This is a genomic window from Legionella cardiaca, assembly GCF_029026145.1.
Taxonomy (GTDB): domain Bacteria; phylum Pseudomonadota; class Gammaproteobacteria; order Legionellales; family Legionellaceae; genus Tatlockia; species Tatlockia cardiaca.
In genome coordinates this window covers 288,697-309,589 of the sequence record NZ_CP119078.1, presented here as the reverse complement: position 1 = coordinate 309,589, position 20,893 = coordinate 288,697, and the positions used below count along the sequence as shown (strand labels likewise).

Sequence of the window (20,893 nt, the reverse complement as noted above, 5' to 3'; positions counted from 1 at the left end):
TTGCTTTGTTGGTCATGAAAGGTTAACAATGATGCAGGGAAAATTATATTAGAGCTTCCATGCTAACGTATAACGGTAAAGAACTAATAAAATTTAAAGATAAGTCCGGAGGTAAAAATAAGGATGATATAGATGGTTTTTATCGTGATTCTGAAGGCAGCGAATTTTTCGTTAAAAAACCTAATGATCCTCAAGAGCTCTTTACTGAATTATTTGCAGGCCTCCTATTAGAGGAATTTAAAAACCGAGGCTTAATTCCCCGAGATTATCATCGTTCTTTTATTTGTGCAGATTTTATTCGACTTAATGATGGTTCCTATGCGCTGATTCAACCAAAAGTGTCATTTAAGGAATTACATAAGATTATTGGCACTGGAAATCGAAATGGCTCTGATCGTCATGCATTAATGGAGATGTTTTTTGGGCCCAGCTATTACCCTTTATTAACTCAGCTTGAAAACTATTTTGGCCTATCCACAATCCTCATGTATTCTCTGCTATTGGGCGACTACAGTGTACATAGTGGTAATGTTGTTTGTTTAGAAACTACAGGCAATGATAATCAATTTGCTCGTATTGATTTAGGCGCTGCGTTTCGTTATTACGGTTACAAAGAAAACAATATTAATCTGCTCTATCCTTACGAGTACCATGGTTGGTTTAATCCTACCAGTTTTACGAAAGGGTACCTTTTAAATTATAAAAAAATCACTGGCCTCTTCCCGGCGATGGCTGAAAAGGCAGAGCTGTTTAGAGAGCAGCTATGCGATACACTATTAGAAGACATTATCATGACGGTCTTAAAAAAAATTCCTGCTGATCTTGTTAATGACAAAACTAAAGAACGAATTGCTACGTATATAGGTATTGCATCGTTTTCCGACGCGGGTTTTGGGACTACCCAACCTTCGCGGCAATTTTGCTTAGACTTCATGACTGTTTTTAAATTGCGCTTAAAAAAAATTTGCAAACTAACCGATGTTTATCCCAACCCTAATAAGCAAAAACTATATCGTTCAAAAAGTTTAGAAAATCTGGCCATAGTCGATACACCCTCACTAACTGACAATGAGAATCTGCCTTTTCCAGACCAATTAGAGCTCTGGCACCAAGCATTTGCGACTAAGACTGGCTCATTTTTATTGAATGAAATAAAACTACCACACATCATTAAGGAATTTAATCATTTCTTAAATCTTCTAATTACGCATGTTCAACTTCATGATAAAAGTCATGCAGAATCCTCTTCACCAGCCTCGCAATCCAGTCTCATCAACACCTCTCAATCCTGTGTAGAATCTGACCATCTACGCCAGCTATTTACTTTAAATACCGATGGCACCCCCGTTTTTGACGAGCGAAGGCTGACTGTTAAAAAATCTTTAGATTTTCTTTGGGGGAAAGTGGAAACTGTATTACGTGCAGGCTTTCACATAATCATGACCATCCGCATCGCACAAGAAACTAAATCTGTAGGTGCCAATGAAGAGGTTGAGAACCTGATTTTTGCCCTACAGGAATATTTGTTGTCTTTTCACGATAATTATCAAGCACTATTAGAACATCTGGACTGCGCCGATCTAACACCATCACCAACTCTTTTTGACACTTCCCAAAAATCACCTCCCATCAATGATAAGGGAAAGCCAGGCGCTACAAAGATGGAGCTAGCCTCACCATACAACTTAACCAACCCACAGACGAATGTAAATCATAAGCATTTACATACCCTGACTATGCAGTTACAGGAGAAAATGCAACAGGATGAACACCTAAAAACGGCTCTTACTGAAACCCCCAAAAAGCAATTTTCTATGAAAATAATTAAAGACTTATTCATTCTTAAAGAATTTCATGATAGTAAAATAGCCCTAAATTATGACAATCATTTAGGTAATAATTACAATGTTACTGTCCTTAAATTTTATAAAAGAGCATTACGTACACGCTTATCTGATGCATCATTTCCTAAACAGGCAGAAAAGTTACAAAACTTGGCTTATCAAATGTTTCAACCTAGTAAAACCCAAACGCTAGCTGATGCATTAAAAGTGATTAGTATCTTATTTGGTGATCTTGTTGTAGGTTTGGGTCGTAAGACCTTAGGCAAGCAGGTTTTTTTTCGTACAGCATCTTCAGAACTCGAATCTGATGTTATTGGAAAAGAAAATCTGTTCAGTCTAAGCATTTAAAAGAATTATTCGCAAAATCATAAGCTAATAGTATAATCGCTCATTGGATTTTATTAATATTAAAGTTATCGAGTTAGGTCTCTTAAATCTGCTGTATCTTAACGGAGGATAAATCAATGCACCTGCTTGATCCTAATAAATTATTAAATATTGGTTATGCCATAAGCTTGTTTTTTATTGGTTTTTTATGTGCCAAACGTATCAGTATTATTGCTGAGAAAACGCTAAAAAAACGGTTTTCTCGTCATCATACTATGCTGGCAAAGCGATTCGTTTTCTATTTAATATTTACTATCTTTTTTGTGACTAGCTTACAGCATTTAGGATTTAAATTAAGTGTATTATTAGGCGCTGCAGGTGTATTTACTGTTGCTCTTAGTTTTGCCTCCCAAACTGCAGCTTCAAATCTGATAAGCGGTATTTTTTTACTGTTTGAACAACCCTTTAAAGTTGGAGATACGGTGGAAGTTAAAGGAATCAATGGAGTGGTGGACTCTATTGATTTGTTATCTACCAAATTAAAAACACCCGATAATAAATTAGTGCGTATTCCTAATGAAGCCATGATTAAATCAGAAATTACTAATTTAAGCTATTTTTCAACTCGTAGAATCGATTTAATTATTGCTGTTGCTTATGACATTGATTTTTCCCGCGTAAAAACAATGCTGTTAGGCATTGCAGATAGCTGCGATAAGGTTCTGAAAGAGCCAGCACCTCATGTAACCATTGATAATTTTGCCAATGCGGCGGTAGAGCTTAAATTTATGGTCTGGGTAAATACAGCCGACCTCTCTATAGCACGTAACCTACTACAAGAGAGAATCAAACAACAATTTGATCAGGAAGGGATAGAAACACCCTCACCACAAGTCAGTGTTCATCGCACATAATGGATCCTATTACACAAGGAGCGTTGGGAGCTGCTTGTGCCCAAGCTTGTCTTCATAAAAAAGACAGAGACAATGCCTGGATTGTCGGCGGTCTGGCAGGCATGGCCGCTGATCTTGATATCTTTATTAACTCGCCTAAAAATCCATTGCTGTTTTTTATTTATCATCGCCATTTTACACATTCCTTGTTGTTTATTCCTCTAGGTGCCTTTTTAGTCACCTTGGTGCTGCTCCTATTTAAGCGCTTTCGCAAAACCATAAAATTGACATTTTTGGCTGCATTTATTGGTTACGGCACTCATGGCTTGCTTGATGCTTGCACTAGCTATGGCACCCTGTTGTATTGGCCCTTTAGTAATACACGCATTAGTTGGGATTTAATTGCAATCATTGATCCTTTTTTTACTATTCCTTTAATTTTTGGCCTTATTTGGACAATCGTTAGTGACCATAGAAAAGGCGTTGTCATTGGCTTAACTCTAGCCGGATTAGTGTTGTTATTTAATACTTATCAACACCACCGCGCCTTTCTTGCCGTACAGTCATTTGCAAAGCAAAATCACTTAAGATTGGAGAAACTACGCGTGTTTCCCAAAATGGCCAGCTCAATTAATTGGCGTGCGGTGGCTCGCGATAATTATCGTTTTGTAGCCTTCAACGTTGCCGTTCCTTTATTTAGAGAAAATAATACCTCACTGATTGCTACCTATCCTATGATGCAATTAGCGCAACTTCCGCAATATGTGAAAAAATCACCTGTTCTATTAGATGGGGTTGCAATATTCAATTGGTTCACTGATGGTTATGTTATTTTAGTAAAATCCCCCCCTTTAACTCTTGCAGATGGCCGTTTTCTCATGGATGATGATCCAACTATCAGCTTATGGGGACTTCGGTTCTTAGATAATCCACCCCGAATTATTCGAATAAGTTATATAAAATTGGAAAATAAAAAATGACAATTGCTTTGCTTGCTACTGGAGATGAAATAATCCACGGGGATACGCTAAACACTAACAGTCATTATCTTGCTCATGCTCTAAGCTCTGAAGGCTTGCCGCTTGGATTGCAAATGGCCTCCAGTGACAAAGAAAATGAAATTCACGATTGTTTTGAATTTTTAGCAAAAAATCATGATGTTATTATTTCGATTGGGGGACTTGGTCCCACTTCCGATGATCGTACACGTTTCGCCCTGCAACGCTTTCTTAAAACACAATTAATTGAGTTTCCAGAGGCAATTCAACATATCCAAAATCGCTTACAACTATATTCTAAAGAATTAAATACGGGTAATAGACAGCAAGCACTATTTCCTTCAGGAGCAACTATTCTCCCTAATCCTAATGGCACTGCTATGGGGTGCTCCTATCAATGGCAGAGTAAATTATTTATTCTTTTGCCAGGGCCACCACGAGAATGCTTACCCATGTTCAACGACTATGTTCTACCATTGTTACAACAGCGACAACATAGTGATAAATCTATTTTTAAATGGCGCTTATTTGGCGTGGCAGAAAGTATTATTGCTGAAGAACTTGATAAAGCTTTAGCTGATCTTGACTGCCAAACAGGTTATCGTCTGGAAACGCCTTATGTGGAATTTAAAGTTCGCTGCAAAGAAAACATCGCATCGCAGATTAAACAGCGAGTAGACACCGTTGTGGCCCCTTACCTCATTGCGACAACAGAGCAAAAAGCTTCTGAGCGCTTGCATGACCGCATCTTACAATTAAAAAAACCCATTTCGATTATTGATAACGTTACTGGTGGGCTTTTACAAACGCTTATTCAGCAACCTGATAATTACCATCTTTTACAGTTTAACAATTGTAATGACGATGCCATTCTTCGGTTCCATCTTCGTGGCCTTAAGGAATATTGGAATCAGGAGCAAATTACTGGAAAAACACTGGTTAGCATCGAATACAGTAATGGCCATCACCAAGGCACTGAGAAACATGAAATTGCCCATCGGAGCGCCTTGGTGATTCATTTTGCAGCAGAATGGCTAAGCTTCCGCCTCTTTCATCTCATCAATCAATTGCATCAATGAATAACACAATTGCTGTGTTCCTTGACCACTGACGGCAGAGATCTCAAAAACTCTCCCTTGCCACTGCAAGCCATCAATGATGGCTTTGACAATTTTGGCCCGCTCTTTATCGTCGGAAACAAGATCTATTTTGTTCAATACTAACCAACGAGGCTTATTCAGTAATTCCGGATCGTATTCCTCTAACTCTTTGAGAATCGCTTTTGCAGAATCGACAGGATTACTCTCATCAATGGGTGCAATATCAAGTACATGCAGTAAAACACAGGTACGAGATAAATGTTTTAGAAACCGATGGCCAAGACCTGCTCCTTCAGCAGCGCCTTCAATCAAACCAGGAATATCAGCCATCACAAAACTTTTATGAGATGACACGCCCACTACCCCTAAGTTTGGATGTAGGGTTGTAAAAGGATAATCAGCTACTTTTGGTTTGGCACTGGAAACTGCTCGAATTAATGTCGATTTGCCAGCATTAGGTAAACCAAGTAATCCCACATCCGCTAATACACGAAGTTCTAACCGTAAATGACGTGCTTCACCAGGGGTGCCGGGTGAAGTTTGTCTTGGCGCACGATTAACACTACTTTTATACCGGGTATTCCCGAGACCATGGAAACCACCCTGAGCAACCAGTAGACGTTCTCCTGCTTCATTAATATCACCGAGAAGCTCACCGCTATCAACGTCAAAAACCATTGTCCCCACAGGTACAAGAATAACTAAATCGTCACCTTTCTTGCCTGTGCAATTTCCCCCCATACCTGGTTGACCGTTCTCAGCTTTATAATGACGCTGGTATCGGAAATCAATTAGTGTATTTAGATCAGCACTTGCCTCAAGAAAGACACTACCGCCATCCCCGCCATCACCACCATCAGGTCCACCTCGAGGAACAAATTTCTCGCGTCTGAAACTTAAACAGCCGTGGCCGCCATTGCCAGCCTCTACTTTAATCATCGCTTCATCGACGAATTTCATGACTAATCACCTAAAAAAAAGCCCCGAATCCGGGGCTAGAAAATATTCGCTTACTGATGCTTATTCTTTAACGGCATCAATCGTAACGTATTTACGATTCTTTGCACCTTTTACAGAAAACTGTACCACACCAGCAACTAACGCATAGAGCGTGTGATCACGACCACAACCTACGCCATTACCAGCATGAAAACGAGTTCCACGTTGACGTACAATAATTTCACCAGCATTTACTACCTGGCCACCATAACGCTTCACACCAAGGTACTTGGGATTCGAGTCGCGGCCGTTACGAGTACTACCACCTGCTTTCTTATGAGCCATTTCTTTCTCCCCTCTTACTTGCTAATCGCAGTAATTTTTACTTGCGTATAATATTGTCGATGACCCATTTGTTTCATATGGTGTTTACGACGACGGAATTTAATAATTTTTACTTTCTTATGTCGAGCATGGCTGAGAACTTCAGCTTTAACAACAGCATTCTTAACCAGCGGCGCGCCACAAGTAAATTTTTCACCATCTGCAATCATAAGAACTTCAGAAAAACTTACTTCATTACCAACATCAGCGGGCAGCAGCTCCAGTTTAAGAATATCACCTTCTTTTACGCGGTACTGTTTACCGCCCGTCTTAATCACAGCGTACATAGCTATTCTCCAACGCGCCTAATGGCTTTCACAAATTCAACAAAGTGCCATATTCTATGGGATAACTGCAACGACTTCAAGTTGATTTTTAATTATACTTGCTGCTGTAAGCGATTAAATCCTAGATCTGAACTATTTTGATAAAACGCTGTTTGTTCCCACGCCAAGTATATTATATACTATGCCGCCCTTTCCTGCTTTTTAGGTGTTTATCCTGGTCGCGGGCTAAACAAGGGTTTGTTTAAATTACGGAGACTATAGATGTCAACAATCATTTTAGAAGCTGAATCAAGAAAAGATATGGGGAAAGGTGCGAGCCGCCGCCTACGTCGTCTTGAAAATAAAGTACCCGCAGTATTGTATGGTGGTGAAAAGGCGCCGAAGGCCATTCACTTATTGCATAACAAAGTAGTCAAGGCATTGGAAAACGAGGCAATTTATTCCAGCGTTTTTGATTTAAATGTTGATGGTAAAGTTGAGCATGTCATTCTTAAAGACTTACAACGCCATCCTTACAAACCTGTTATTTTACACATGGATCTACAGCGTGTTTCTGCAAAAGATACTTTGGTAAAAAACATTCCAATCCATTTTACCAATGAACAAACATCTAAAGGTGTCAAGGCAGGAGGTATCATTACTCACACCATGACTCAAGTTGAAGTACGTTGCCAGGTTAAAAATTTACCTGAGTTCATCGAAGTGGACATGGCTAATGTAGGTTTAGATGATGTTGTTCACTTATCTGATTTGAAATTGCCGAAAGGCGTTCAACTGGCTATAGGTGAAGTTGATACTAGCCACAATTTGCCAGTGGTAAGTATTCATGCGCCTAAAGTTGCTGCTGTTGAAGAAGAAGTTGCTCCAACACAAGCTCCAGCTGCTTCTGCTGATGAAGAAGGCTCTGAGCAAGAATAAAATCCTTAAAGGCGAGGTTTTCCTCGCCTGACTTGAAGTATTATCTAAATCTAACTCTTATATAAATAGAACATCGGCATGGCAATTAAACTGATTATTGGGCTACGAAACCCAGGCTCTGCCTATGAGCATACGAGACATAATGCCGGTGGGTGGTTTGTAGAAGCCCTAACTAAGCGCCACAGCGCTTCGTTTAAAGTCGAAAAAAAACTACATGGTGAATTAGCAAATTTTGATATTAAAGGTTTCCAGTGCAGAACCTTATTGCCCCTAACTTTCATGAATCATAGTGGTTTACCAACAAGAGAAGTCGCTCAATTTTATCGTATTGAACCCAATGAAATTTTGGTTGTTCATGATGAACTTGATTTACCTTCTGGGCGTATCAAAATTAAAACAGGCGGCGGCCATGGTGGACATAATGGTTTACGCGACATCATCACCAATTTAGGTAGCACAGATTTTCATCGTTTAAGAATTGGAATTGGCCATCCTGGACATAAGGACCTAGTATTCAATTATGTATTAGGGAAACCCTCTCAACAGGATAGACAATTAATATTTGATGCCATAGAAAGAGGCATCGCTGTTATGCCTACTGCACTAACAGGTAATATTGCTGCTGCAATGAATTTATTGAATGGTTAAATCTATTAAGATATTAACCTCTAACTTAAAGTACACTATTGAGGTCAAATCATGGGATTTAAATGCGGAATTGTGGGCTTGCCCAACGTCGGGAAATCAACTCTGTTCAACGCCTTAACCAAAGCTGGAATTGAAGCCTCCAATTACCCTTTCTGCACAATTGAACCTAACGTAGGTATTGTAACAGTCCCAGATCCCAGGCTGGATGCTTTGGCAGAGATTGTAAAACCTCAACAAACTCTTCCTGCAACGATGCAATTTGTAGACATTGCCGGTTTGGTTAAAGGCGCATCTAGTGGGGAAGGCTTAGGAAATCAATTTTTGGCGAATATTCGCGAAACCGATGCCATTGCTCACGTTGTTCGTTGCTTTGAAAATACTGACATCATTCACGTTGAAGGAAAAGTTGATCCTTTAAGCGATATTGAAGTAATCAACACGGAATTGGCTTTAGCTGACATGGAAACCGTTGAAAAAGCCTTGATGAAAGCTGGAAAAAATAGCAAAAGCGGTAACAAAGAGGCTCTCTTTGAAAAGCAAACCTTAGAAAAAATTAAAACCCATCTTGATGAAGGAAAACTGGTACGTACCCTGGAACTCACCAGTGAAGAAGAAGCAATAGTTCGTCGTCTATTCCTATTAACAGCAAAGCCTGTTCTTTATATTGCCAACGTTGATGACACAGGTTATGACAACAATCCTTTACTGGAAAAGGTTAAAAAACTCGCTGCTGAAGAGAATGCTAGTATTGTTGCCTTATCAGCGGCAACTGAAGCGGAACTGATGGATCTCGAAGAAGAAGATCGCAAAGAGTTTATGGCTGATTTAGGATTAGAAGAACCTGGTTTAAATCGTGTAATTCGCGCCGGTTATGAACTATTGGGTTTACAAACTTATTTTACTGCTGGTGTCAAAGAGGTTCGCGCCTGGACCATTCCTAAAGGGGCAACTGCTCCACAAGCGGCAGGAGTTATCCATACTGACTTTGAGAAAGGATTTATCCGCGCAGAAGTTATCGCCTACGACGCATTTATTACTTATCGCGGAGAACAAGGGGCAAAAGAAGCTGGAAAATTACGTCTTGAAGGCAAAGATTATATTGTATGTGATGGCGATGTCATGCATTTTCGCTTTAATGTCTAAATTTGATTACAGGTCATTATCTGACTTAAGGAATGGCCGTTATAGTTGCAAGGCGACAAAGATATGTAACTTTGTCGCAAAATATAATTGCATTTTTAAGATAGTGTATCTTACTTGACATTATTTCAAGCCCCCCTTAGCATGCATAAATTCTATATCAGAGGATAAGTAATGACGGTTGCCCGTTTACGAGCGTTAGTTAATGCAGATTTCGAAGCAGTCAATGCTTTAATTATTGATAAGATTCAATCTCAGGTGGGTTTGATTGATGATTTGGCCCATCATATTGTGCAAAGTGGTGGAAAACGCTTACGCCCTCTTTTAGTGCTTTTAGCAAGCCATGCCTGTGGGTATAAGGGCAATGCTCATATTGATCTTGCCGCTATGGTTGAATTTTTTCATACGGCTACCTTGTTGCACGATGATGTAGTTGATGAATCAACCCTGCGCCGAGGCCGAGAAACTGCTAATGAAATTTGGGGTAGCAAGGCCAGTATCCTTGTTGGAGATTATCTCTTTACCCAATCAGTACAATTAATGGTAAATGTTAATAATACACCTATACTACGTTTACTAGCGGATACCTCTCATCAAATAAGTTGCGGTGAGGTAAAACAATTGGTGAATCGCCACAATTTTGAACTCTCTATTGAAGAGTACCTTGATGTGATTCGTGCGAAAACAGCACTGTTATTTGCTGCTTCAGCTGCAATTGGCGCCCATCTAAGCCAAACTGATGAAACGACAGTAAAAGGCCTATATAGTTATGGTCTTCATTTAGGCAATGCTTTTCAGCTCATTGATGATGCTTTAGATTATTGTTCCGATGCCAAAACCATTGGTAAGAACATTGGCGATGATTTAGCAGATGGTAAAGTAACCTTGCCTCTAATTCACGCGCTAAAAACCGGCACGCCGACTCAACAACAGTTAATAAAGAACAGTATTAAAGAAGGAAGTCTACAAAATTTAACAGCTATTCTCGAAGCGATTGAAGAAACAAAAGCGATTGAATTTACAAAAAACTATGCCGCACTTGAAGTCGATCGAGCCTTATCCGCCTTGCATAGTTTACCTGATTCTGTCTACAAAGATGCACTTAAGGAACTGGCACAGTTTGCCATTAAGCGCGACCATTAACGGAGTGTAGCTCAGCCTGGTAGAGCACTGCCTTCGGGAGGCAGGGGTCGCAGGTTCAATTCCTGTCACTCCGACCAATTACGTTTGCTATGAATGTTACTTGCTACATTCATGAATAAAATTTATCAACTTGAATTTGAATTTTTAACATCGTCCTAGATCCAGCACTTCCAAAGTGGCAAGCTAACTCCTTCGGCTTCTTTACACACCGCAAACGTTTAATTATTTCACCTGGAGAATAAGTAAGCATTAAGATGACACGTGATTTGCCCAATTATCGCATAGCTGGTGGAGTCATTTTGACTCAAATAGGGCTATTCATCATGATTGGATGAATAAGCATTAGGTTGAGTCCGTTGGGTCAAATGACCTACCCTACATATTTTTTATATGTGATAAATAGGTAGCAAGCAAATAGCAAGTAGGTTGGGGCATTTTGACCCAATAAAACTCTTTAAGGGGCAACCTCTATATTTATTTCTTAATGATTTCCAAGCCCCGCATATAAGGCTTCAAGGCGTCAGGAATATGAATATTTCCATCTTTATCTTGATAATTTTCCAGGATGGCAACCAACGTCCGTCCTACTGCAAGCCCTGAGCCATTTAGAGTATGAACAAGTTCCATTTCTTTAGTTTCCTGGTGACGATAGCGAGCTTTCATTCGTCTAGCCTGGAATGCTTCCATATTGGAACATGAAGAAATTTCACGATAAGTATTCTGGCTCGGGAGCCATACTTCGATATCATAGGTTTTAGCGGAACCAGCGCCCATGTCCCCGGTACATAAAGTGACGACGCGATAAGGAAGGTTTAAGCGTTGTAAAATAACCTCAGCATGCCTGGTTAATTGTTCCAGAGCCTCATAAGAAGACTCAGGGGTGGTAATCCAAACCAATTCCACCTTTTCAAATTGATGCTGCCTTATCATACCCTTTGTATCTTTCCCATAAGAACCTGCTTCACTACGAAAACAAGGCGAGTGACAGGCATAGCGAATGGGCAATGTTTCGTGATTTAAAATCGTATCGCGTACGGTGTTGGTCACCGGAATTTCAGAGGTGGAGGTTAGGTAATAATTCTCATCACCTTTTATCTTGAACAAATCCGCTTCAAATTTAGGTAATTGTCCAGTTCCTAATAAGCTCTCAGCGTTAACGATGTAAGGCACGTAAATCTCTTGATAGCCATGCTCTTCAGTATGAATATCTAGCATAAATTGAATCAGTGCACGATGCAGTCTTGCGATTTGTGCTTTCATTACTACAAATCGGCTACCTGTAATTTTTGCGGCCAATGCAAAATCCATTTGCCCAAGCCCCTCACCCAACTCATCATGCGATTGGATAGTAAAATTCAAGGAAGGGATTGTTCCCCAGCGGCGAACTTCACGATTGTCATGCTCATCTTTGCCTTCTGGTACAGAAGAATGAGGTAAATTTGGCAAGCTAATGACAATGTCTTCCAACTGTTGCAAAACTTTTTCTAACTCTGCTTTAGTATTATCAAGTTCTTGGCCAAGGCGATTGACTTCTTCTCTCATTGGCTCAATGTCTTCGCCTCTTGCTTTTGCCTGACCAATAGTCTTTGAACGCTGATTACGCTCATTTTGAAGAGCTTGAGTAGCCACTTGCAACGTCTTTCTACGCTCCTCAAGCGTTGTAAAAGCTTTCACATCAAAACGAAAACCACGCTTCAGTAGTTGTTCAGCAACGTACTGCGGGTTATCACGCAATAATTGAGAATCTAACATAGCTCACCCTTAATTTTTATACAGACTCCCTTGGGAGTGGTTTATTATTTTGCCCAGAATAACTACAAACTTGGGGAAATCACTTTGATAAATAGTAAAATGTAATAAGTGTCATTATTGTGCAGCCGGAATTCATTTCTGTATCAAACTCTGATTATCTTGCTGGACAGCTTCCCACCTGTGCAGGAATACAAAAGACGATCATTTTTACAAAAGTCTGTTTCTATCTATTCACTGGTACGATTTCGCCCTATATAAAACTATCTTCGCGTAATTTATGGAACACGCCGTTGCTAATTATTTTGACATTAGGTTAAATCAGCAAGCCAACTCAGAATTCTCCCTGCCTGAATTTTATCAGCAAGTGCCACCATGATCTTATCGACTTTCGCTACCTCGTCAAAAAACTCAAGAATCATTGGTAGATCAAAATGTAAATCCAATATACTCGCTTCTCGCTCTCCAGAGCTACTATAACCTTTCACGCCGCGAAAAATTGTGGCCCCCTTAATTTTTTGCTGGTGCAAAAAATTATAGATTTCATTCATTACAGGACTATCTTCACTAAGATAAATACGCACAATTTTTACTTGAGTCATATAAGATTCCCTACCAAACGACCACAATGAATTCCAATGAATGCCATCACTAAGGCACCAATATTATTAAAGATAATATTTCCTATTGCTATCAATGGCTGCCCATTTTGATATAACATCCATGTTTCCCAGGAAAAACTGGAAAAAGTAGTGTAAGCTCCCAGAAATCCGACGACCAGGAACAAGCGCCAGTATTCGGCGTCTACCAAACGCTCCATTATCAATATCATAATGAAACCTGCCAAGAACGAACCCACGCAGTTAACCATTAATGTCCCATAAGGGTAACCGGTGCCCAAAAGCTTCTGCATAATATTTACAGTCGCAAAACGAGCTACAGCACCTATAGTACCACCACAAGCTACGGCAAGCAGCGAAGTTAACATATTAGCGTACGATCCCCCTTGCAGATTGGTTCAAGGCATCAATCATTGGCAGTACTTCAGGACAGTCATTTTGCATTATTTCTAATTCTGCAACTGCCTGCTGCACTGTTAATCCCTTACGGAAAATTATTTTATAAGCACGGCGTAGATGATCAATGGTTGCAGAGGAAAATCCACGGCGCCTTAAACCAACCGTATTAATTCCACATGCCGACGTAGTGTGGCCTGCAATCATCACATAAGGTAATACATCCTTACTCACATAAGTAGCTCTTGCAATAAATGCATAAGCCCCTACGTGGCAAAATTGGTGTATCGCTGCATAAGGGCCAATAATGGCATAATCATTAATAGTGACATGTCCAGATAAAGCCGCATGATTAACCATAATAGTATTATTACCTATCATGCAATCGTGACCTATGTGGGTATAAGCCATTAAATAATTTTCATTACCTACGCGAGTTACTCCACCACCTTTGACCGTTCCGCGGCTAATCATACAATATTCGCGAATGATATTATTATCACCTATCTCTAAACGTGTAGGCTCGCCTTTATAAGTAATATCTTGTGGTTCATCGCCGACGGATGCAAATTGAAAAATCTTATTATTTTTACCGATTACTGTAGGTCCCTGAATCACGACATAAGGACCAATCCAAGTGCCTTCACCAATTTCTACATCAGCACCAATCAGGCTACCTGCACCGACAGAAACCCCTTTTGCCAATTTTGCTGAAGGGTGAATTATTGCTCGTTCATCTATCACTTTTTAACTTCCTTCGCTGCACTCATTAAATCCGCGGAACAGGCCAGTTTATCACCAACATAAGCCGCTCCACTCAGGCGCCAAAAATCTCTTTTTTGCCCCATTAACTTCACCTCCAAACGTAACTGATCGCCTGGGGTTACTACTTGTTTAAACTTAACATTATCAATTCCGGCAAAAAAATATAAAAACTCATGCCCTTCCTTTGGAGTTCTTGATAAGTTAGACAGTATTGCACCTGCTTGAGCTAAGGCTTCAAGCATTAGTACCCCTGGCATAATTGGATTTCCGGGGAAATGTCCAACAAAAAATGGCTCATTTATTGTCACATTCTTAATGCCAACCAAATGCTCAAACGCCTTATAATCCATTACCCGATCGATGAGGATAAATGGATAACGATGTGGCAATAAGTCGAGTATTTTAGATATGTTAATGACTTCACTCATGCGTTGTCTCTCACTAATTCTTTTAGGGATCTGCTTTCGTTGCTTTTGCAAACAAATGTCGATGATTGCGCCTGAATTTTAACTTGGATAAGAAGAATAGTCAGCTATTTAACTAATCTCAGTTAAAACCTTGAACAATCAGTGATATTTACTTATAAACAATGGTGCAATAAATCCTAATAATAACTTCCCGAAACTGTCTGCCTACGGCTCTTCTTTCTCTAATTTGATAAGGCGAGTAATATAATCATCAAGCCGACGAAAACGAGCTGCATTGCGGCGCCATTGGCGATGCTCACAAACCATAGTACCCGAGGAATAGATCCCTGCCTTCGTTAACGTTTTATTGACAGTTGACATTCCTGTAATCACCACATCATCAGCCAATTGCACGTATGAAGCCAAACAACTGGCCCCACCAACAATACAATGAGCACCAAGCTCTGCATAAGCACCAATCACTGCACAACCGGCAATTGCTGAATTCGCACCAATAATAACATCATGTGCAATCATGACCAAATTATCAATGTGCACGCCTTTACCAATGAATGTATCTCCTAGCGCTCCTCTAGCGATAACGGTATTTGCCCCTAGATGCACTTCATCGGCAACAAAAACACCGCCCATATCTGGACCACTTAGCCAATGTCCTTGTTGTTTAACACTGTTATAGGGCGATGCACCTATTACGACACCACTCTCTACAAGCACAGACATACCTAGTTTTGTGCCCTCATGCAAATAGACTCCATGATGAATAAGAGTCCGCATTCCAACAGAAACATTCATTTCAAGCACACAATTTGCACCGATAATGACATCATCACCCAGTGTAACATCAGCACCAATCACAGTATTTTCACCAATAGTAACTCGTTGGCCGATTTTTGCCGAAGGAGCAATAATGGCTCTCGGATGAATACCAGAACAATTTTTGACCTTTGGTTTAAACATTTTTGCTATGGTAGCCATACTCCTAAGTGGATTCACCACAACAATAGCATTTACAGGACACTCAGAAAGATAATTCTCTGTGAGCAGTACTCCTCCAGCCTGGGTAGTGGTTAATGATGCTAATAGGGAAGGATTATTAAAGCAGGATAAATCAGTTTTACAAGCACGACTTAAAGAAGCAACACCTTGGATGGATTGTTCGGCATTACCGTATAAAATGCCATCCAGGTGTTGAGCCAATTCGGCAAGTGTATACACACTATTCACAAAGATTAATTAATTTCTTTCATAACGCTTTCAGTTACATCTAACTTAGAAACGCTAAAAGGCGTTGCGTCTTTTTGCAAAATTAAATCGTATTTTTCAGTTTCAGCAACTTTGTTGATAGCTTTACGAATCTTGCTGTAAAGCTCTTCCATTGCTTCATTGTGAGCAGTACTTAATTCTTGCTGATATTGTTGACCTTCTCTTTCAAACGTTTGTTGAGCTGTAATAATCTTTTTCTCCATCTCTTTTTTCTGAGTTTGGCTCATTACGGCACTTTCGCGCTTGAATTTTTCCATGTCTTTTTTCAAACTTTCTTCCATCGCAACTAATTTATCACGACGAGGTTTAAAATCTTTTTCTAATTTTTGCTGAATAGCTTTCATTTGACTAGAAGTTTGCATAATTTTTTGCAAATCGACTACACCAATTTTTGCCCAGTCTGCAAATGCATTTGCACCACCAAAAAGGAAGGCCAAAGCAATTAAGAACCCACTAACACGCTTCATTATTGATCTCCTGATTAAAAGTCTCCGATGCTAGCATAATTCAACGTCGGTTGCGATAACTGTACGCATAGAATACTTGCTTGAGTGCTCATACAATGCTATTATTGATCAATTTTTTATCAATTGAGGTTTTTATGGCTGATGTTGTCATTGTTGGCGGTGGTCCTATAGGTCTGGCTCATGCATGGGGTCTTAAAAAACTTAATCCCGATGTTAATGTCGTTGTATTTGAAAAATATGAAGAGTATCAACGTAAACACACCCTAATAATGCAGCATCAGCAGTTGCAAAAACTAATGGAAGCAACGGAGACAATGGATGATCCTGACTTACTTACGCTGCTTAAACGCCTAAAGAAAGATCCACACATTCGTACTAATGAGCTTGAGCAGATTTTTAAAACCCTCGCACAAAATAATGGTGTAGAAATCATTACAGAAGAAATTAAAAAGGAAACCATTCAGCAACAGATTTTTGATAAGCATCCCGACGCCCGTCTGATTATTGGCGCAGATGGTACACACAGTGTTGTCAGTAGCACCTTATTCCCGGAAGGCAATCAGGTTAAACATGAATTTGATTATGTTTTACAATTACGCTTTGAAGTGAATGGTGAACAAAAAGCAGATTCTATTGACTCCATTGCTTTTTATCAACAAATGGCACGGCAAGGCCTTATTGCTAATGAATATGTCGGCCATTTCGCTGACGGCAAAACGCCTATTACCATGCAAATGATGATTTCCAAACAAGCTTTTGCACAACTTAAGACAGCAACCTCAAAAAACCCCATTACTCCTTTTGCTAATATCCCTAACGATGGCACGGATATTCCGGAACAGCCTCTTGCGCACTTACCAGAGGACATTAAACGTTTTATCTACCGCTATCTGGCAATAAGAATTGGTAAGGGCGGCGAGCAGATAGACAAGAGCACGATTCGTGTGAGTGTTAATGAAGCCCCAGCCACTCATGCTGAGCAAGTGATCTATAAGCATGGTGAAACTCATTTATCTTTAGCAGGCGATGCAGGCTTAGGCTTATCTTATTTTAAGGGATTAAACGCGGGATTAGAGTCTAGCGCCGAATTTTTGAGTATGATGAAACCAGCTATCAAACAAAAATTTGCAGATAACGCAGTAACTCAGCAAGCACTTGAAGCATATCAAGTATGGTTTAGGCAATTTGTCCCCAAGAAAATCAAAGAGGTCGCTGATTACAGTACCTATCGTATCAGGAGTGTCTGGTCTGGAATAAAATTTCTGCAAAGCCTTAAAACTGCCTCAACGGTAGATGATGCCGATGGCAATATTCAAGAAGAACTTCTTGCCGATTACTTTAGACTCTTAGGGCAAAACAACGAAGCAGAAGGCGATGAAACTGTCGCTTGGCAGCCGTATCCTCATCGTCCCTATAATCTCGTAAAATTGGGACAATTTGACTATGTACCCATCACTTATACACTGCGCAAAATAGCTAAGATATTTATTGATTATTTTAAGCCCTACAAATCTGATTCCCATATAAAACAGGATTTTAAACAACCTCTAGTTGGCATCGCTAATACAGGCATGGGATTAATCAAATTGGTTGTTGGCTTTTTTACTTTCAACCCAAAGCGCTTTGCTGACGGATTTTTTACTTTGCTAAGAGGATTAATCGAACTAACAACTACGCCAGCCACCTGGTTTATCAAACCAATAATCCGCACCCTGGCAACCATTAGAGCTGGTAAAATTGCCATTGAAAGCAATGAAGGTATGGTAAAACTAGTTGATTATGGGAAAAATTACTTACAAGAGACGGAGAATGCTGAGTTGTCTCCCCAGAAAATGCACGCATTGCTTGCGGTATGTAACGATCTTCATCGTAAATTTCATAAAGGACTTTATCGCGGTCAAAGCACTAAGATTACTGCAGACTGTGAAAGCAAATTATTTCTACAGACAAAAAATACAACTACTTTCTCACGAGAGGCAGTAGATGCCTATTTCTCCCTATTTCTAAAGCCAGAATCTCAAGCATTAGATAGTGGTGATGTCAGTGAGAAAGCAACCTACACAACAGCGGAAAACGTAATTTCTGTCAAATAAGTGGAGGCATCGAGTAAATGCCTCCATCTAATATTAGAAACCTGAAGATAAGGTAAACTGGAAGATTTGTTGATCATCAAATGGTTGTTTATTCAAAGGCTTGGCCACGCTGAATGCCAAGGGGCCAAAAGGAGAGCGCCATTCCACGCCTAAACCAGCAGAATAACGTAGCGGTCCTCCGGCAATTCCTCTGAAGGCTTCTGGTGTACCTCGTGCATAAACGTTACCTGCGTCAGCAAAAATAGTCGTTCTTACTGTATCACGGCTTAAAGGATAAGGAAGAATAAGACCTGCAGTACCATTTACTAAAAAGTTAGCTCCTATCGCATTACCATTACTATCCAGTGGACCTAAGGAGTAACTTTGATAACCACGGACCTGTCCTGGAGAGGCAATACCTCCTGCATAGTAGTTTTCAAAAAATGGCAACCCATTATTTTTGAAAGTATTTCCATAACCAACATTACCAAGCAAACTAACAATGAAACCTTTGAATAGAGGTTGATATAAGTGAGCTTGATAATTTGTTTTGTAATAAGATAAAGAGTTGGATGAAGCAGGCAATGCAACTAAAGCACTTGCTTGCTGATTTAATCCTCTCGTGGGGAAAGGAATTTGATCATAACTATTACGGTTCCAACCTGTTACTAAACGAATCTCATGAAAATCCCGACCATATTGATTCACAAAGTTTTGAATCTGAACCACTCGACCAGTAGATTTGATTTCTAAATCTTGATAACCATAACCAAATTGGAAACTACTTTTTTCAGAAAGTAATACATTATAGTTCACATCAAAACCAAAGCGATCCGAAGAATAGGCTGATACATCTAATTTTTTCGGATCAACGGTTTGATAATAAAGGTTCAGCCCGCGGCCAATTCCAGTTGTCGTATAAAAAGGATTGTAATAATTTAACGAATAATCTTGTCCCCAATAGCTGGCATTAAAACCAACACCCACCGAACGGCCAGTTCCCATAAAGTTATGTTGATTAAAGGCAGCATTAAATTGCGGTCCATTCGTACCATAACCAAGTGAGGCAGTCGCTTCTGCGGAAGGCGCTTCCTCTACTTCAACATCCAAATCAACCTGGTTGTTTGTTCCTGGTACGGGTGTTGTTTTGACATTAACATTTTTCAAATAACCTAAGACGCGAAGCTGTCTTTCTGATTCTTTGATATTGTGCAGTGACAATACAGAACCTTCATCCTGGCGAATCACATTCCGTAATACGTAATCACCTGTTTTAGTATTGCCATGGAAATTAATACGACGCACGTAAACATGTCGACCCGGTTCTACAATAAACGTGATAAATACTGTCTTATTGTTTTCATCAATACGTGGCTCTGCATTAATCGCTGGGAAGCCGTAACCAATATCACCTAACGCCAAACCAATTGCTGAGATACTTTCGGTTACTTTTTTACGTGAAAATACAGCTCCTTGCTTAACCTGGACTAATGAATCTATCTTTTCCTTGGGTAAAATAGTTTTACCTACTACAGAATATCCGGCAAAACGATATTGTGGGCCTTCATCGATATGAATATTAATGAAGACATCTTTTTTATCAGGAGACAATAATACCTGCGAAGAAACAACGTTAAATTTTAGATAGCCTCTGTCGAGATAAAACGAGCGTAAAGCTTCTAGCGAGGTATCCATTGCCGATTTCGAATACTGATCTTTTTTAGTGAAATAAGTAAAAATGCCGCTTTCAGTTAGAGACATTTCCGGCATTAATTCACTTTTTGAAAAATCGTGATTACCGATAAATTTAATTTCCTTAATGCGTGAAACTCGGCCCTCAGAAATATTAATAGTAATGGCCACACGATTTTCAGTTAATGAGGCCACATTCGTTTCAATGCGCGCATTATACTTACCGCGAGCGTTATAGGCTTGCTTTAATTCTTTCTCCAAGCGTTCAAGAGAAGAGCGTTGGAAAACTCGCCCCTTTACCAAGCCCATAGACTTAAGCAGTTCCTTCAATTTATCGCTTGGTATTTCCTTATTACCCACAGTCGTAATCGAACCAATTGTTGCACGTTCAACAACGTTAACAATTAAAGTATTTCCCTGACGCTCAAGAGATACTAATTGAAAGAATCCGGTATCATAAAGGGCTCTAATAATTTGTGCCGTCGAGCCGGGACTAACTTCCTCTCCAACTTGGACAGGTAAGTAATTTAATACCGTACCAGTACTAACGCGCTGTAAACCAGTAATCTTGATGTCACGTACAATAAAACCCTCGGCCGCACTAACATGCGCAGACCATGCTAACATTGACGAACAACAGACACCCAAAATAATTTTTTTACTGACTTTCTTCATTATTATTTTACGTCCAGGACTACAGAATAACTCTGGATAACTCCAGCGAGAAATATTGCCACCCTTTTATAGGAACTGATTGGACCTGTCAAGAAATCAATCCAACAGAATAAAACAGATTGTAATGCACGATATTGAATTCAGG

Annotated in this window: 20 protein-coding genes and 1 tRNA gene; 10 read left to right on the top strand and 11 right to left on the bottom strand. The window is 39.8% G+C overall.

Annotated features, from left to right (window positions below):
• The first annotated feature begins 59 nt into the window (after positions 1-59).
• From PXX05_RS01410 to PXX05_RS01395, 4 genes are all read left to right on the top strand, one after another.
• Positions 60-2,192, top strand: coding sequence for a hypothetical protein (locus PXX05_RS01410; RefSeq protein WP_275089267.1), 2,133 nt, complete (start codon positions 60-62; stop codon positions 2,190-2,192).
• 116 nt (positions 2,193-2,308) lie between these two features.
• On the top strand, positions 2,309-3,085 hold the full coding sequence (locus tag PXX05_RS01405) for a mechanosensitive ion channel family protein (protein ID WP_275089266.1): 777 nt from the start codon (positions 2,309-2,311) through the stop codon (positions 3,083-3,085).
• Positions 3,085-4,044 carry a metal-dependent hydrolase gene (locus PXX05_RS01400; RefSeq protein ID WP_275089265.1) on the top strand — a complete coding sequence of 320 codons (960 nt, stop codon included), beginning with the start codon at positions 3,085-3,087 and terminating at the stop codon, positions 4,042-4,044. Before PXX05_RS01405 ends, PXX05_RS01400 begins: the two co-directional genes overlap by 1 nt.
• On the top strand, positions 4,041-5,141 hold the full coding sequence (locus tag PXX05_RS01395) for a competence/damage-inducible protein A (protein ID WP_275089264.1): 1,101 nt from the start codon (positions 4,041-4,043) through the stop codon (positions 5,139-5,141). Before PXX05_RS01400 ends, PXX05_RS01395 begins: the two co-directional genes overlap by 4 nt.
• Here PXX05_RS01395 and cgtA read toward each other — a convergent pair.
• Genes cgtA through rplU form a run of 3 tightly spaced genes read right to left on the bottom strand, consistent with a single transcriptional unit; the run spans position 5,097 to position 6,772 of the window.
• Positions 5,097-6,122: an Obg family GTPase CgtA gene (gene cgtA, locus PXX05_RS01390; RefSeq protein WP_275089263.1), complete on the bottom strand. Its 1,026-nt coding sequence runs from the start codon at positions 6,120-6,122 to the stop codon at positions 5,097-5,099. The genes PXX05_RS01395 and cgtA overlap by 45 nt on opposite strands.
• Before the next feature lie 60 nt (positions 6,123-6,182).
• Positions 6,183-6,446 carry a 50S ribosomal protein L27 gene (gene rpmA / locus PXX05_RS01385; protein WP_275089262.1) on the bottom strand — a complete coding sequence of 88 codons (264 nt, stop codon included), beginning with the start codon at positions 6,444-6,446 and terminating at the stop codon, positions 6,183-6,185.
• Between the two features lie 14 nt (positions 6,447-6,460).
• The gene (rplU, locus tag PXX05_RS01380) at positions 6,461-6,772 is read right to left on the bottom strand and encodes a 50S ribosomal protein L21 (RefSeq protein WP_275089261.1); all 312 of its coding nucleotides are present in this window, start codon (positions 6,770-6,772) and stop codon (positions 6,461-6,463) included.
• A gap of 261 nt (positions 6,773-7,033) precedes the next feature.
• Between rplU and PXX05_RS01375 the strand changes: the two genes are divergently transcribed.
• The 5 genes from PXX05_RS01375 (at position 7,034) to PXX05_RS01355 (ending at position 10,698) form a co-directional block, all read left to right on the top strand.
• A complete protein-coding gene (locus tag PXX05_RS01375; protein WP_275089260.1) occupies positions 7,034-7,690 on the top strand; it encodes a 50S ribosomal protein L25/general stress protein Ctc in 657 nt (218 codons plus the stop codon).
• A 78-nt stretch (positions 7,691-7,768) separates the two neighbouring features.
• Positions 7,769-8,338, top strand: coding sequence for an aminoacyl-tRNA hydrolase (gene pth / locus PXX05_RS01370; RefSeq protein WP_275089259.1), 570 nt, complete (start codon positions 7,769-7,771; stop codon positions 8,336-8,338).
• 51 nt (positions 8,339-8,389) lie between these two features.
• The gene (ychF, locus tag PXX05_RS01365; RefSeq protein ID WP_275089258.1) at positions 8,390-9,481 is read left to right on the top strand and encodes a redox-regulated ATPase YchF; all 1,092 of its coding nucleotides are present in this window, start codon (positions 8,390-8,392) and stop codon (positions 9,479-9,481) included.
• 171 nt (positions 9,482-9,652) lie between these two features.
• Positions 9,653-10,621: a polyprenyl synthetase family protein gene (locus tag PXX05_RS01360; protein WP_275089257.1), complete on the top strand. Its 969-nt coding sequence runs from the start codon at positions 9,653-9,655 to the stop codon at positions 10,619-10,621.
• Positions 10,622-10,698 (top strand) — tRNA-Pro (locus PXX05_RS01355).
• A 397-nt stretch (positions 10,699-11,095) separates the two neighbouring features.
• On the opposite strand, the gene serS is transcribed toward PXX05_RS01355, so the two are convergent.
• The 7 genes from serS to PXX05_RS01320 form a co-directional block, all read right to left on the bottom strand.
• Positions 11,096-12,373, bottom strand: coding sequence for a serine--tRNA ligase (serS, locus tag PXX05_RS01350; protein WP_275089256.1), 1,278 nt, complete (start codon positions 12,371-12,373; stop codon positions 11,096-11,098).
• A gap of 308 nt (positions 12,374-12,681) precedes the next feature.
• Positions 12,682-12,972 carry a DUF190 domain-containing protein gene (locus PXX05_RS01345; RefSeq protein ID WP_275089255.1) on the bottom strand — a complete coding sequence of 97 codons (291 nt, stop codon included), beginning with the start codon at positions 12,970-12,972 and terminating at the stop codon, positions 12,682-12,684.
• A complete protein-coding gene (gene crcB, locus PXX05_RS01340; RefSeq protein ID WP_275089254.1) occupies positions 12,969-13,358 on the bottom strand; it encodes a fluoride efflux transporter CrcB in 390 nt (129 codons plus the stop codon). The genes PXX05_RS01345 and crcB overlap by 4 nt, the downstream gene beginning before the upstream one ends.
• A 1-nt stretch (position 13,359) precedes the next feature.
• The gene (gene lpxA / locus PXX05_RS01335) at positions 13,360-14,130 is read right to left on the bottom strand and encodes an acyl-ACP--UDP-N-acetylglucosamine O-acyltransferase (protein WP_275089253.1); all 771 of its coding nucleotides are present in this window, start codon (positions 14,128-14,130) and stop codon (positions 13,360-13,362) included.
• Entirely contained in the window at positions 14,127-14,579 is a 453-nt protein-coding gene (gene fabZ, locus PXX05_RS01330; RefSeq protein ID WP_275089252.1) for a 3-hydroxyacyl-ACP dehydratase FabZ, read from the bottom strand. The genes lpxA and fabZ overlap by 4 nt, the downstream gene beginning before the upstream one ends.
• Positions 14,580-14,783: 204 nt before the next feature.
• The gene (gene lpxD / locus PXX05_RS01325) at positions 14,784-15,794 is read right to left on the bottom strand and encodes a UDP-3-O-(3-hydroxymyristoyl)glucosamine N-acyltransferase (RefSeq protein ID WP_275090441.1); all 1,011 of its coding nucleotides are present in this window, start codon (positions 15,792-15,794) and stop codon (positions 14,784-14,786) included.
• A gap of 14 nt (positions 15,795-15,808) precedes the next feature.
• Positions 15,809-16,309: an OmpH/Skp family outer membrane protein gene (locus tag PXX05_RS01320; RefSeq protein WP_275089251.1), complete on the bottom strand. Its 501-nt coding sequence runs from the start codon at positions 16,307-16,309 to the stop codon at positions 15,809-15,811.
• Between the two features lie 134 nt (positions 16,310-16,443).
• Between PXX05_RS01320 and PXX05_RS01315 the strand changes: the two genes are divergently transcribed.
• Positions 16,444-18,402, top strand: a complete 1,959-nt coding sequence (locus PXX05_RS01315) for an FAD-dependent oxidoreductase (RefSeq protein WP_275089250.1) — start codon at positions 16,444-16,446, stop codon at positions 18,400-18,402.
• 33 nt (positions 18,403-18,435) lie between these two features.
• On the opposite strand, the gene bamA is transcribed toward PXX05_RS01315, so the two are convergent.
• Positions 18,436-20,748, bottom strand: a complete 2,313-nt coding sequence (gene bamA, locus PXX05_RS01310; RefSeq protein ID WP_275089249.1) for an outer membrane protein assembly factor BamA — start codon at positions 20,746-20,748, stop codon at positions 18,436-18,438.
• Between the last annotated feature and the right edge of the window lie 145 nt (positions 20,749-20,893).

Bases quoted from the DNA above. Each gene is read 5' to 3' on its own strand.
- PXX05_RS01410 (WP_275089267.1), top strand. From the start codon at position 60: ATGCTAACGTATAACGGTAAAGAACTAATAAAATTTAAAGATAAGTCC.
- PXX05_RS01405 (WP_275089266.1), top strand. From the start codon at position 2,309: ATGCACCTGCTTGATCCTAATAAATTATTAAATATTGGTTATGCCATA.
- PXX05_RS01400 (WP_275089265.1), top strand. From the start codon at position 3,085: ATGGATCCTATTACACAAGGAGCGTTGGGAGCTGCTTGTGCCCAAGCT.
- PXX05_RS01395 (WP_275089264.1), top strand. From the start codon at position 4,041: ATGACAATTGCTTTGCTTGCTACTGGAGATGAAATAATCCACGGGGAT.
- cgtA (WP_275089263.1), bottom strand. From the start codon at position 6,122: ATGAAATTCGTCGATGAAGCGATGATTAAAGTAGAGGCTGGCAATGGC.
- rpmA (WP_275089262.1), bottom strand. From the start codon at position 6,446: ATGGCTCATAAGAAAGCAGGTGGTAGTACTCGTAACGGCCGCGACTCG.
- rplU (WP_275089261.1), bottom strand. From the start codon at position 6,772: ATGTACGCTGTGATTAAGACGGGCGGTAAACAGTACCGCGTAAAAGAA.
- PXX05_RS01375 (WP_275089260.1), top strand. From the start codon at position 7,034: ATGTCAACAATCATTTTAGAAGCTGAATCAAGAAAAGATATGGGGAAA.
- pth (WP_275089259.1), top strand. From the start codon at position 7,769: ATGGCAATTAAACTGATTATTGGGCTACGAAACCCAGGCTCTGCCTAT.
- ychF (WP_275089258.1), top strand. From the start codon at position 8,390: ATGGGATTTAAATGCGGAATTGTGGGCTTGCCCAACGTCGGGAAATCA.
- PXX05_RS01360 (WP_275089257.1), top strand. From the start codon at position 9,653: ATGACGGTTGCCCGTTTACGAGCGTTAGTTAATGCAGATTTCGAAGCA.
- serS (WP_275089256.1), bottom strand. From the start codon at position 12,373: ATGTTAGATTCTCAATTATTGCGTGATAACCCGCAGTACGTTGCTGAA.
- PXX05_RS01345 (WP_275089255.1), bottom strand. From the start codon at position 12,972: ATGACTCAAGTAAAAATTGTGCGTATTTATCTTAGTGAAGATAGTCCT.
- crcB (WP_275089254.1), bottom strand. From the start codon at position 13,358: ATGTTAACTTCGCTGCTTGCCGTAGCTTGTGGTGGTACTATAGGTGCT.
- fabZ (WP_275089252.1), bottom strand. From the start codon at position 14,579: ATGAGTGAAGTCATTAACATATCTAAAATACTCGACTTATTGCCACAT.
- PXX05_RS01320 (WP_275089251.1), bottom strand. From the start codon at position 16,309: ATGAAGCGTGTTAGTGGGTTCTTAATTGCTTTGGCCTTCCTTTTTGGT.
- PXX05_RS01315 (WP_275089250.1), top strand. From the start codon at position 16,444: ATGGCTGATGTTGTCATTGTTGGCGGTGGTCCTATAGGTCTGGCTCAT.
- bamA (WP_275089249.1), bottom strand. From the start codon at position 20,748: ATGAAGAAAGTCAGTAAAAAAATTATTTTGGGTGTCTGTTGTTCGTCA.